12 protein-coding genes are annotated in these 12,159 nt (G+C 63.4%); 5 read left to right on the top strand and 7 right to left on the bottom strand.

Annotated features, from left to right (window positions below; translation table 11 throughout):
• Positions 1-197 precede the first annotated feature (197 nt).
• A complete protein-coding gene (gene recA / locus EY713_RS20640) occupies positions 198-1,289 on the bottom strand; it encodes a recombinase RecA (RefSeq protein ID WP_131118739.1) in 1,092 nt (363 codons plus the stop codon).
• A gap of 195 nt (positions 1,290-1,484) precedes the next feature.
• Positions 1,485-2,102, bottom strand: coding sequence for a 30S ribosomal protein S4 (gene rpsD / locus EY713_RS20635; RefSeq protein WP_131118737.1), 618 nt, complete (start codon positions 2,100-2,102; stop codon positions 1,485-1,487).
• 357 nt (positions 2,103-2,459) lie between these two features.
• Between rpsD and hmuQ the strand changes: the two genes are divergently transcribed.
• From hmuQ to EY713_RS20620, 3 genes are all read left to right on the top strand, one after another.
• Positions 2,460-2,804 carry a heme-degrading protein HmuQ gene (hmuQ, locus tag EY713_RS20630; RefSeq protein WP_131118735.1) on the top strand — a complete coding sequence of 115 codons (345 nt, stop codon included), beginning with the start codon at positions 2,460-2,462 and terminating at the stop codon, positions 2,802-2,804.
• A gap of 91 nt (positions 2,805-2,895) precedes the next feature.
• The gene (gene murI, locus EY713_RS20625) at positions 2,896-3,801 is read left to right on the top strand and encodes a glutamate racemase (RefSeq protein WP_131118733.1); all 906 of its coding nucleotides are present in this window, start codon (positions 2,896-2,898) and stop codon (positions 3,799-3,801) included.
• 27 nt (positions 3,802-3,828) lie between these two features.
• Positions 3,829-4,926, top strand: coding sequence for a hypothetical protein (locus EY713_RS20620; RefSeq protein WP_131118731.1), 1,098 nt, complete (start codon positions 3,829-3,831; stop codon positions 4,924-4,926).
• A 31-nt stretch (positions 4,927-4,957) separates the two neighbouring features.
• Here EY713_RS20620 and EY713_RS20615 read toward each other — a convergent pair whose 3' ends face one another.
• Both EY713_RS20615 and EY713_RS20610 read right to left on the bottom strand, forming a co-directional pair.
• Positions 4,958-6,493 carry a UxaA family hydrolase gene (locus tag EY713_RS20615; protein ID WP_131118729.1) on the bottom strand — a complete coding sequence of 512 codons (1,536 nt, stop codon included), beginning with the start codon at positions 6,491-6,493 and terminating at the stop codon, positions 4,958-4,960.
• Complete coding sequence (locus EY713_RS20610) at positions 6,490-7,293, bottom strand: GntR family transcriptional regulator (RefSeq protein ID WP_131118727.1); 804 nt, start codon at positions 7,291-7,293, stop codon at positions 6,490-6,492. The genes EY713_RS20615 and EY713_RS20610 overlap by 4 nt, the downstream gene beginning before the upstream one ends.
• An 80-nt stretch (positions 7,294-7,373) precedes the next feature.
• Here EY713_RS20610 and EY713_RS20605 point away from each other — a divergent pair, with 80 nt between their 5' ends.
• Positions 7,374-8,546, top strand: a complete 1,173-nt coding sequence (locus tag EY713_RS20605) for a fumarylacetoacetate hydrolase family protein (protein WP_131120028.1) — start codon at positions 7,374-7,376, stop codon at positions 8,544-8,546.
• Positions 8,547-8,644: 98 nt separating this feature from the next.
• Positions 8,645-9,616 carry a carbohydrate kinase family protein gene (locus EY713_RS20600; protein WP_165491209.1) on the top strand — a complete coding sequence of 324 codons (972 nt, stop codon included), beginning with the start codon at positions 8,645-8,647 and terminating at the stop codon, positions 9,614-9,616.
• Positions 9,617-9,631: 15 nt separating this feature from the next.
• On the opposite strand, the gene truA is transcribed toward EY713_RS20600, so the two are convergent.
• From truA to def, 3 genes are read right to left on the bottom strand one after another with little or no spacing between them, the layout of a single operon-like run.
• Entirely contained in the window at positions 9,632-10,375 is a 744-nt protein-coding gene (gene truA, locus EY713_RS20595) for a tRNA pseudouridine(38-40) synthase TruA (protein WP_131118723.1), read from the bottom strand.
• 2 nt (positions 10,376-10,377) lie between these two features.
• Positions 10,378-11,319, bottom strand: coding sequence for a methionyl-tRNA formyltransferase (gene fmt / locus EY713_RS20590; RefSeq protein WP_131118721.1), 942 nt, complete (start codon positions 11,317-11,319; stop codon positions 10,378-10,380).
• A gap of 4 nt (positions 11,320-11,323) precedes the next feature.
• Complete coding sequence (gene def, locus EY713_RS20585; RefSeq protein WP_131118719.1) at positions 11,324-11,923, bottom strand: peptide deformylase; 600 nt, start codon at positions 11,921-11,923, stop codon at positions 11,324-11,326.
• Positions 11,924-12,159 lie beyond the last annotated feature (236 nt).

The following is a 12,159-nucleotide window of genomic DNA, read 5'->3' as shown; positions in this document are numbered from 1 at the left end:
CTCGATCCACTCGGAAGGTTGGGCATGTCGGCCCGTCTCGCTGGATTTTCGATCCCGACGAGTCGGCGGTGCCCGCGATCCGGCAAACTGCCGGCCCAGGAGACGTTCTAAGACGTTTCCGAGGCAAAAGAAAACCGGTCGCGACATGTCGTGACCGGTTGATCGACGCTCCAGTGAATGCAGGACGTCAGACAGGATCAGGCTTCGGCGGCCGACACATCGTCATCGTCGTTGTCGGCTTCCGGAGCGCCTAGGATCTTCTCGGCGATCAGCCCGGAATTCTCGCGGATCGCCTGCTCGATCGTCCGCGCCGCATCGGGGTTCGCTTTGAGGAATGCTTTTGCGTTTTCGCGACCTTGGCCGAGTCGCTGGCTGTCCCACGAGAACCAGGCCCCGGATTTCTCGACGACACCGGCCTTCACGCCAAGATCGACCAATTCGCCGACCTTGGAGATGCCTTCACCATACATGATGTCGAATTCGACCTCTTTGAATGGCGGAGCCACCTTATTCTTGACCACCTTGACGCGGGTCTGGTTGCCGATCACCTCGTCGCGATCCTTGATGGCACCGATCCGGCGAATGTCGAGACGTACGGATGCGTAGAACTTCAGGGCATTGCCGCCCGTCGTCGTCTCTGGCGAGCCATACATCACGCCGATCTTCATGCGGATCTGATTGATGAAGATCACCATCGTGTTCGACCGCGAGATCGAAGCCGTCAGCTTGCGAAGAGCCTGGCTCATTAGACGAGCCTGCAGGCCGGGCTGCACGTCGCCCATCTCGCCTTCGATCTCGGCGCGGGGCGTCAGCGCCGCCACCGAATCGACCACGAGAACATCGACCGCTCCCGACCGCACCAGCGTATCGGTGATCTCGAGAGCCTGCTCGCCCGTATCGGGCTGTGAGATCAGCAAATCTTCGAGATTGACGCCGAGCTTGCGGGCATAGACCGGGTCGAGCGCATGTTCCGCATCGACGAAGGCACAGACACCCCCGCGCTTCTGCGCCTCGGCGATCACATGGAGCGTCAGCGTCGTCTTTCCGGAAGATTCCGGACCGTAGATCTCGATCACGCGTCCGCGCGGCAGACCGCCGACGCCAAGCGCTATGTCCAAACCGAGTGAGCCGGTCGGGATGGTCTCGATTTCCACGGCTTTCTGGTTCTTGCCAAGCCGCATGATCGAACCTTTGCCGAAAGCTCGTTCGATCTGCGAGAGCGCTGCTTCGAGCGCCTTAGTCTTGTCCACGGAGGTTCCTTCCACGAGGCGAAGATTCGCTTGGCTCATGAGTGCAATCCTTTTGACATGCGCGCCGGGACGCCGCAACAGGATCAATGTACGTGGTTTGTTCCCTTTTACAAGTTCTTCTTTTGTTCTTAGAGCAACCCGAACGTCAGGCTTGGAGCGGCGCTATACAAACAAAAAAGCCGGTCCGCTCGAGGCGGACCGGCTTGATCTGGTACGGACGAACCCTACCGGATTTTAGCGCGAATAGAACTCGATCACGAGGTTCGGTTCCATCTGAACCGGGTAGGGAACCTCGGTCAGGCCGGGCACGCGGGTCATCTTGGCGGTCATCTTGGTGTGGTCGATTTCGTAATAATCCGGCACGTCGCGTTCTGCGAGCTGCACGGCTTCGAGCACGACGGCGAGCTGCTTGGACGCATCCTTGACCTCGATCAGATCGCCGACCTTGACCTGATAGGACGAGATGTTGACGCGACGACCGTTAACCCGGACGTGACCGTGGTTGACGAATTGACGTGCCGCGAAGACGGTCGGGACGAACTTGCAGCGGTACACAACCGCATCGAGGCGACGCTCGAGAAGGCCGACGAGGTTCTGGCTCGAATCGCCTTTTTGACGAATGGCTTCGGCGTAATATTTCCGGAATTGCTTCTCGGAAATGTTGCCGTAATAGCCTTTCATCTTCTGCTTGGCCTTGAGCTGGGTGCCGAAATCGGTCGGCTTGCCCTTGCGGCGCTGGCCATGCTGGCCAGGGCCGTATTCGCGGCGATTGACCGGGCTCTTCGGACGGCCCCAGATGTTCTGGCCAAGGCGGCGGTCAATTTTATACTTCGATTCTGCGCGCTTCGTCATCGCAATTCCTCGCGTGAGTGGATTGAGGAACGCGCCCTCCTGTGCTGCCGTGTCTCGTCCGAAAACGAGACGCGGAAGCCGACAGGCCTTACACTGCGTCGAGTGAAAAACCGCGGGTGCGTCGCCGGAGGCGGGATAATCCCGGAAACCTCGTAGCTACCGGCCGTCAGGTCGCGTGGACGCTGTCGGCGGAGAAGCGTCGTTAGGGCGTTTTGACGCTGAAGTCAACGAAGCGATGGCCGATACGCCGCAAATGCGGATCAGGATCGCCACCGATGCCGCATCGGCGATGGCGTCGACATGCCCTATAGAGGATCAGGGTCGAGCGCCAGCAACCCATCAGCACGGAGACGTCGCATGTTTATCGCCATGAACCGGTTCAAGGTCCTCAAAGGCCAGGAGCAGGTGTTCGAGGATCTATGGCTGTCGCGCGAATCGAACCTCGATACCGTTCCAGGCTTCGTCGAGTTCCACATGCTCAAGGGGCCGGACCGCGAGGATCATATTCTGTATTCCTCACACACGATTTGGGCCGACCGGGAGCAGTTCGTGGCCTGGACCAACTCCGAGGCGTTCCGCGCCTCGCATCGCGGTGCGGGCCAGAATAAGCCGATGTATATCGGCCATCCCGAATTCGAAGGCTTCGAGGTGATCCAGACGATCAAGCGCACCGCTGCCGGGATGACCGAAGCGCTTGGCTGAGCGGCCCGGACAGCGCCGGGTTGATGCGCCGCATCCGGCATGGCACATCGGTGAGGATGATGCCTCACTCGCCACTCAGCCCGCGGTTCCGATGACCGACAGCGACGTCTTGAGCGCCGCAGCCGATGCGAGTGGTGTTTCACGCAAAGCGCCACGGGTTCTCGTGTTCGATTCGGGTCTCGGCGGCCTCACGGTTCTGGCCGAGATCGTCAAAGCGCTTCCCGGAGCCGACGTCGTGTTCGCGGCCGATGATGCGGTGTTTCCCTACGGCCAGATGCCAGAGGCTGCCCTCGTGGCCCGCGTCGTCGATGTTGTGGGCTATCTGATCGACATCCATGCGCCGGATGTCGTGGTGATCGCCTGCAACACGGCCTCGACGGTCGTGTTGGAGCCGTTGCGGGCGCGCTGGCCGGCTGTCAATGTCGTCGGCACCGTTCCGGCCATCAAGCCGGCTGCCGCCCAATCTCGGTCGCGGCGGATCAGCGTTCTGGCGACGCCGGGCACGGTGGCGCGCGACTATACACGCGATCTCGTCCGCAGCTTCGCGGCCGACTGCGCCGTCGATCTTGTCGGCTCGGTCCACCTCGCGAGCTTGGTCGAGGCTTCGATGCGAGGCGAAACGCTGTCCGACGCGGCTGTGTCGGCGGAGATTGTGCCGGTTTTCGTCGATCAAGGCGGACGCCGGACCGACGTGGTCGTGCTGGCTTGCACGCATTTCCCGCTCCTGCTCGACACGATGAAGCGGCTTGCGCCCTGGCCCGTCACTTGGATCGATCCAGCCCCCGCCATTGCGCGCCGCGTCGTCCAGGTGCTGACCCAAGGGGAGAGCTCGCATCCCTCGCCCGATCCGCAGCCCCAGTCCAGCAGGGCCATCCCGGCGCTTTTCACCAGCGGTCGGGTTCCGGGCGACACTTTGCTCGCATTTCTCGACCGGCGCGGTCTGGACGGCCGTGGTGGCAAAGCGTTCCCGCCCCTTCGGTCGATGGCAACCGGCTGACGCGGCGGCGCATGCTGACAGACCGACATGGTTGACCTCTACCGTGACGACGATTTGCTGGTCCGCGCCGCATGCCCGTTCGGGTCGACGGTGTGTTTCGTCACGTTTGATTCGTATTCCGATGTCGGTTCGCTGGACCGGCCGGCTTTCGGCGAGTCATTCCTGCGCGATCGCGGTTTCGATGCCGTCCATATTCTGTCGCGCCGCAACAATTGGTATCTGCACGAAACATCGGCCAAGGCGTTCGATGCGGCCCGGAACGCCGTCACCGGCTACCGGCGGGTCGTCACCTACGGCTCGAGCATGGGTGGATATGCGGCCATTCGGTTCGGCCGCCAGGTGGGGGCCGGGCATGCGATCGCCATGTCGCCGCAATATTCGATCAACCCCGACACGCCACCCTTCGAGACCCGCTGGCGTTTCGACGCGGAGGCGATCGACTTCCGCCATGAGAACCGATGGGACGATTGTTTCGTCGAAGCCGCGACCATCTTCTACGATCCGCGCGACCCTGATCGGCATCATGTCGAGATGTTCAAGGGCAAGACGCGCGTCATTGCCGTGCCGGTCGTCAATGGCGGCCATCCCTGCACCACGATGCTAGCCGAAATCGGCTTGCTCCAGACGGCGCTTCCCGAGATCGCAGCCGGAACCTTTGATCCCGCAATCTTCGCGCAGCACTTAAAAGCCGAGCGACGGCGGTCGGCGCATCTCTACTACAATATCTCGAACAACATCCGGAGGCCGCGCGATCGCGTCCGCTTCGCTCGTATGGCGGCCGATCTCAGGCCGCAATATTTGCCTTTTCTGGATCATCTCGGCGCATTGCTGGTTCAGGTCGGCGACCTCGAGGAAGGCAAGCGCATTCTCGACCATGCGCTGGTTCTCGAACCCGATCGTCAGATCACGCTTTATCGCCTCAGCGAATATTACGAGGCTGCAGGCGACCTCGATCGCGCCATCGCCATCATGGATCGACTTGTCGTAGGCTACCCGCATCTCCGCAATCTCGGACCACGCCTGAACGAATTATTGGATATCGGGGTCGAGCGACTCTACGAGCGTTTATTCGACGACGAGCCCGGCCCGACGGCGGTTCTGGTCGGACGAGGCCCAAGCAACTGACCGCCTCGGGCGCTAAGGTCGATACCCGCAGCTACATGGTGGCGCCGATCTGCCAGGGCACAAATTCAGCGTCGCCATAGCCGAGAGCCTCGGATTTCGAGGGTTCACCGGACGCGATCGCCAGAATTTTGTCGAAGATCTCCTGGCCCTTGGCCTCGATGCTGACGCCGTCGAGGATGTCGCCGCAATTGATATCCATGTCCTCGGTCATACGGGCATAGATGTCGCTATTGGTCGCGAGCTTGATCGAGGGGGTTGGCTTACAGCCGTAGGCCGAGCCGCGGCCCGTTGTGAAGCAGAGGATGTTGGCGCCGCCAGCAACCTGGCCGGTCGCCGAGACGGGATCGTAGCCGGGTGTGTCCATGAAGACGAACCCCTTGGTCGTGACGGGCTCGGCGTAATGATAGACGCCCGTCAGGGTCGAGGTGCCACCCTTGGCGGTCGCGCCGAGCGACTTTTCGAGAATGGTTGTGAGCCCGCCGAGCTTGTTGCCGGGCGAGGGATTGTTGTTCATTTCGCCACCGGCGCGCGAGGTATAATCCTCCCACCACTTGATCATCGAGACGAGCTTTTCGCCCACTTCGCGCGTCGCGGCGCGGCGTGTCAGCAGATGTTCCGCGCCATAGATCTCCGGCGTTTCCGACAAGATGGCGGTGCCGCCGTGCCGAACCAGCAGATCGGCGGCCGACCCAAGGGCCGGGTTGGCCGTAATTCCCGAATAGCCGTCCGACCCACCGCATTGCAGGGCGAGAACCAGTTCGGACGCCGGCAGCGTCTCGCGCCGCGCCTTGGCGGCCGCCGGGATCATGTCCCGCAGTGCCGCGACACCGGCCTCGACGGTCTTGCGTGTGCCGCCGGTTTCCTGGATCGTCATGGTGCGGAAGGCATCGCTTTCGCGCAGGCCGTATTCGCTCTTCATCCGGCCGATCTGGAACACTTCGCAACCCAGGCCGACCAGCAGAACGCCGGCGATATTCGGGTTGCTGGCGTAACCCCATTGGGTGCGCTTCAGCGCGTCGAACCCCTCACCCTTGGAGGCGATGCCGCAGCCGGTGCCATGCACCAGCGCGATGATGCCGTCGATCTCCGGATGATCGTCGAGGACGCCGGATCGTTCCACCTCCTTGGCCATGAATCGGGCCACCGAAGCCGAGCAGTTCACGCTCGTCAGGATCGCGAGATAATTGCGCGTGCCGGCCTTGCCGTTGACGCGCCGAAAACCCTGAAACGTCGCTTGTTGCTCGATCGGCAGCACCAATTCGGTCTTGGCCCCTTCGGCAAAATGATAGTCGCGCGCGAAGTCGTGCATCTCGACATTATGCTCGTGGACCCAATCGCCCGGCATGATGTCCTGCGTCGCAAAGCCGATGATCTGCCCGAACTTCAGGATCGGTTCGCCCGTGCGGATCGGTCCGGTCGCCATCTTGTGACCCTTCGGCACCCGGACGCGCGCCTCGACGCCCGATCCATTGAGGGCACCGGGATCGAGCGTGTCGACCGCGACGACGACGTTGTCCTGCGGCTGCAGGCGCAGCGTGCGGGCGGGGGATGTCGAGAGGAGCGTCATGGTAAATCCGAGAAAAGCGTGGGGTTCTGCTGCGCGAAACTGTCGAACAGCGCGGTGGTTTGGGCGAGGTGGCGGCGCATGGCGAGGCGGGCGGCGTCCGGATCGCCGGTCGACATTCCGTCCACGATGGCCCGGTGTTCCTCGACCGTGCTGGCCATGCGGCCCGGCGGCGTCATGAGGATGCGGCGGATGCGCTCGAGATGCGACCGGAGCGTGTCGAGAATGATGCCGGCTTGGGCGAGCCCGAGGCTGTCGCAAATGCTGCGGTGAAAAGCGACATCCAGAGCATAGAGCCCGGGTCGGTCATCCGCGTCGGCCGCCGCCGCTTCGTAGCGCAGGTTGCGGTTAAGATCGTCGATGAGCGCCCGCGGCGCGCGTTCGGCGGCCACGGCGGCGATTTCGGCTTCGATCGCGGTCCGGATCAGCATACATTCCCGTACGTCGCTCAAGGCGATCTTGGCAACGAACGAGCCATGTTGCGGTTCGATCACCACCAACCTGTCATAGGCAAGCCGATTGATCGCCGTCGTCACGGGAAAACGTGACATCCCGAGCCGTTCGCAGAGTTCGGCCTTGTCGATCGGTGATCCGGGTTCGAGCAGCCCGGACAGAATCGCTTCCTTGATCTCGTGGTAGACATGACCAGCCTTGGACGATCGCTTGGCTGTGGCGGGCTCGGGCGCCTGCACGGCTGCGGTCGATCGATGATGCGCCGAGGCGTCCATGAGGCGGGGACCCATCCTATGCAGGATTGCAGCGGCCGCGTCACACAGATGCGCGTCTTTGTCGCTCGCTAGCATGTCAGATGGTAAGATCGCGCTTGGCGAAGGTCAAGCAATTGTGCAATTTGCCTGCATCGGCCCCAACGCGAGACGGAATGATGCATCCGCTGACCCCTGCGACGACACTCCCCGAGGATGGTTTTGCTGGCGCGCTCGCGGCGCGCGTCTGGCGTCCCGATCTCGGTGGTCCGGCTGTTGTCGCGGTCCGCGAGGGCGGGTTGATCGATATCAGCAAGACATTCCCGACCATGCGGGATCTCTGCGAGGACGCCTCGCCCGCGGAGGCGTTGCGCGGCGCCTCGGGCGATAAGATCGCGACGCTCGAGGAGGTTCTGGCCAATACCGGAGAAGATAATCGCGACCCGACACGGCTTTGGCTTCTGGCGCCGATCGACCTTCACGCGATCAAAGCCGCTGGCGTGACCTTCGCGGTGTCGATGCTGGAACGCGTGATCGAGGAGCGGGCCAGGGGTGACATGAGCGCCGCTGCCGAGATCCGAACCGAGATCACCCGCCTGGTCGGCGAGGACTTCTCGAAGCTTAAGCCGGGCTCGGCCGAAGCCATGCACCTCAAAGAAGTTCTGCTCGCGCAGAACGCTTGGTCGCAATATCTCGAGGTCGGCATCGGCCCGGATGCGGAGATCTTCACCAAGGCGCCCGCTATGGCGGCCGTCGGCACCGGCGCCGATGCCGGCATCCATGTGAAATCGCATTGGAACAACCCCGAGCCGGAGGTCGTGCTTGTGGTCGCGTCGGATGGACGGATCGTCGGCGCGACGCTTGGCAACGACGTCAATCTTCGCGATGTCGAAGGCCGGTCGGCGCTGCTGCTCGGGAAGGCGAAGGATAATAATGCGAGCTGCGCGCTTGGCCCGTTCCTCCGCTTCTTCGACGGTGGCTTTTCGCTCGATACGGTGCGGTCGATGTATGTGACGCTGCGGGTCGAAGGCGTCGACGGCTACACGCTCGAAGGATCGAGTTCGATGGACAAGATCAGCCGCGATCCGGCCGATCTTGCCGAGCAGATGATCGGGCCGCATCACCAATATCCGGACGGGGCCGTGCTGTTTCTCGGTACGCTCTTCGCCCCGATCGAAGACCGGGAGGAGCCGGGCAAGGGCTTTACGCACAAGGTGGGTGATGTCGTCACGGTCGCGACCCCGGCGCTCGGACGCTTGACCAACCGGATCCGCTATAGCCACGAATGCGCGCCCTGGACCTATGGGGCGAGCCATTTGATGCGTCATCTCGCCAAGCGCGGGCTGATCTAGACGCTGCTCTTGCGCGACATGACGCAACTCGATTTAAGCGAGGTTCATTGGCGTCGGGTCGACCGCCGCCGATGCGCGTCAAGCAAGAGGAACCACCAATGGGCGACGATCTGATCCTCGTGGCGGGCGAAGCGCTCGTCGATCTCATCCCGCTGACCGGATCGAGCTACGAGGCGGTGCTCGGCGGATCCCCCTTCAACACTGCGATCGGCCTCGGCCGGCTCGGCGTGTCGACCGGCTATGCCGGGCGGGTGTCGACCGACTCGATGGGCGAGGCGATCGTCGAGCGTCTCAATGCCAGTTCGGTCGATCTCGGTTTCGTCGTACGGGCGCCTCAGCCCTCGCCGCTGGCCTTCGTGACACGCGGTACGGAAGCCACCGGCGCGCGTTATGCTTTTTATCTGGGGTCGACGGCTTACGACGGCCCCTCGCCTTTCCCGGACAAGTGGCCCGGCCATGTCGGCCATTTGCATATCGGCTCGTTCTCGGCGACCGAAGGCTCGCTCGGCAAGGCATCGCTGCAGGCCTTTGCCCAGGCGGCCGGCGTCGCGACCACGAGCTACGATCCGAACATCCGCCCGCTGGTGATTGCGCCGCCGGAGCAGACGGTTGTGGCGGTCGAGGCGCGGGTGCGCCTGTCCACCGTCGTCAAGGTGAGCGATGAGGACCTGCTCTGGTTGTACCCCAACCGCGAGCCGCATGAGGTGGCTGCGACCTGGGCCACGTTCGGGCCACGACTGGTGGTGTTGACTCGCGGGGGAGCCGGCGCCATCGCGTTTTTCGACGGTGATTCAGTCGAACGCCTCGCGCCGACCATCACGGTCGTCGATACGGTCGGGGCCGGTGACAGCTTCATGGCGGCGCTCCTGGCCGCGATGTTCGACGATGGTGCAATCGGGCGACGCGCTATCGCCGACACCCAGGCTTATCGGTCGAACGCCGTCGAGGGATGGGTGAGCTTCGCGATTGCGGCGGCTGCGATCACCTGCACGCGCAAGGGCGCCAATCCGCCGACACGCGACGAGATGCGGGCCATCACGCCGGCTGGCGTCGGATCCATGCCGGCATAAGCGGCGGCCGCCGCTTCACCCTGTGTAATCGACTCGAGCCAGATAAAGGCCAGCGGCAGGCGCCACGGTGCCGCAGCGGGATCGATCCCGGGCTTCGAGGGCGGCTCGTAAGTCGTCGGTGCTCCATTTGCCTGCGCCGACGAATTCGAGCGATCCCACTATCGATCGGACCTGACGATGCAGGAACGAGCGAGCCGTAACCCGGATATCGATCCGGTCGCCCTCCTGGCTGACCTCGATACGATCGAGCGTGCGGATGGGGCTGATGGCCTGACAATCGGCATCGCGGAAAGTGGTGAAATCGTGTCGGCCGATGAGCGCTTGCCCGGCTTCGTGCATGGCGCCCGCATCGAGCCTCCGCTTTACCAGCCAAGCGCGATCGTGGCTTAGAGCGAGCGGGGGCCGCCGATTGACGATGCGATAGAGATAGTGCCGCCGCGTCGCGGAGGAGCGGGCATCGAAGTCGGGTCCGACTTCCTCGGCTTTCAGAACGGAGATCGGGTGAGGCCGCAGATGCGCATTGAGCGCGTCGCGAACACTGTCGCTCCGGTAGGCTTTGCTGAGATCGAGGTGTGCGACCTGCCCGGTCGCATGCACCCCCGCATCGGTGCGCCCGGCACCCTTGACCATGACAGGCGCGCCCGACAAAGCCTCGGCGGCGCGCTCGATCTCACCCTGGATCGACGGTCCGTTGGCTTGCCGCTGCCAACCGACGAAGGCGGTGCCGTCATATTCCACCGTCAGCTTGAACCGCGGCATCGTTAGCTTGGGCTGGAGGGTGCGAGTCGCAGGCCGGGGGCGAGGCGGGTGCCACGCAGGAACGTGTCGGCATCAAGCGGCGCTTTCCCGGCGCGCTGCACCTGCAGCAGCGTCACGGCTCCTGCGGCGCAGGCGACCGTGAGACCGCCCGCGATCAGCGTGCCGGCCGGGCCGCTCCCGTCCGAGACACGTGCGCGCAAAACCTTTACGCGCTCGGTGCCGCTGCCGAGATCGGCCTCGAAAAACGCACCGGGGAAGGGGGACAGGCCCCGGATCGTGTCGTGGACCACCTGAGCCGGATGGTCCCAGTCGATGCGGCATTCGGCCTTATCGATCTTGCGCGCATAGGTCACGCCGTCGGGTGACTGCGCTTTGAACTGCAGGCTGCCCCGGCCCAGCGCGCCGACGGCGCGCCCCATCAGGTCTGCTCCGATGGGCGCCATATGGTCGTGCAGGTCGCCGGCCGTCATGTCGGGCCCGATCGGGAGCGTTTCGGCCATGCCGACCGGGCCTGTGTCCAGCCCGGCTTCCATCCGCATGACCATCACGCCCGTCATGCTGTCGCCCGCCATCACGGCGCGCTGGATGGGGGCCGCGCCCCGCCACCGCGGCAGCATCGATCCGTGCAGGTTCAAGCAGCCGAGGGCAGGGGCGTCGAGAATGCGCTGCGGCAACAACAATCCATAAGCCACCACGACGGCGGCATCGGCCCCGAAACTCGCGAAAACGTCAGCCTCCGCATCGCCCTTCAACGAGGCCGGCGTCAGCACCGGCAGGCCAAAACGCTGGGCCATGACATGGACGGGCGAAAGACGCAGATCCATGCCGCGGCCGCCCTGCGCTGGCGCGCGTGTGTAGACCGCGACGACCTCATGCCCCTGACCGACGATTTCGCTCAAGGTGGGAACCGCGAACTCGGGTGTTCCCATGAAGATCAGGCGCATCGGCTCAGGTCGCGTTCATGCTGCGGCGGGGTGGGGTGCGCTCGGGCGCTTCCGGGCGATCTCCCTCGCGCGGGTTGAACGGCCGTCCGTTTTCCCGCGCGATCCGGGCGGCCTTCTCGAATTTCTTGATGACGCGATCGCGTTTCAATTTGGAAATATGATCGATGAACAGCACGCCATCGAGATGATCGATTTCATGCTGGAGGACCGTCGCCAGAATGCCGTCCGCCTCGATGTGCTGCGGCTCGCCGTTGCGATCGAGAGAGGTGACGCGGACCCGCTCGGGGCGGGTCACTTCGTAATAATCGTCAGGGATCGATAGGCAGCCCTCTTCGTAGGAAGAGGTTTCCTCCGAACGCCATGTAATCTCGGGGTTGACCAGGAACAGCGGCTGACGCGGTTCATCCTCCTTGGCCGTATCGATCACCACGAGACGCTGCATCACGCCGATCTGCACCGCGGCGAGACCGATGCCCGGGGCGTCGTACATCGTCTCGATCATATCATCGAGCAGAGCCCGCACCGACGCGTCCACGGTGGTGACCAGAGCGGACGGCTGGCGCAGTTTCGAATCGGGCAGAGTGACGACGGGCAGAACGGCCATGACGAACCTTGATGAAGAGTTTCGTTGAGATAAGGAGGTGCGGGCTCAGGGTCAAATCTGCTTGTCCACAGAACGGGACTTCGCCAACCACGACCGTGTTTAACATTTACCATGGAGATGCAGAGGTCTGTGAGTCGCGGATCGACGTAACAATTCCGCAGGCAGTTCTCACCGACACTTCGCGCAGAGTGATCTCAGCGAGGGCGAGGCGAACCGCATGATCGAGCATTGCGACC

The organism is Lichenihabitans psoromatis, assembly GCF_004323635.1.
GTDB classification, from domain to species: Bacteria; Pseudomonadota; Alphaproteobacteria; order Rhizobiales; family Beijerinckiaceae; genus Lichenihabitans; species Lichenihabitans psoromatis.
Note: the sequence above shows the minus strand (reverse complement) of the source record. Positions and strands in the feature narration are given on the sequence as shown.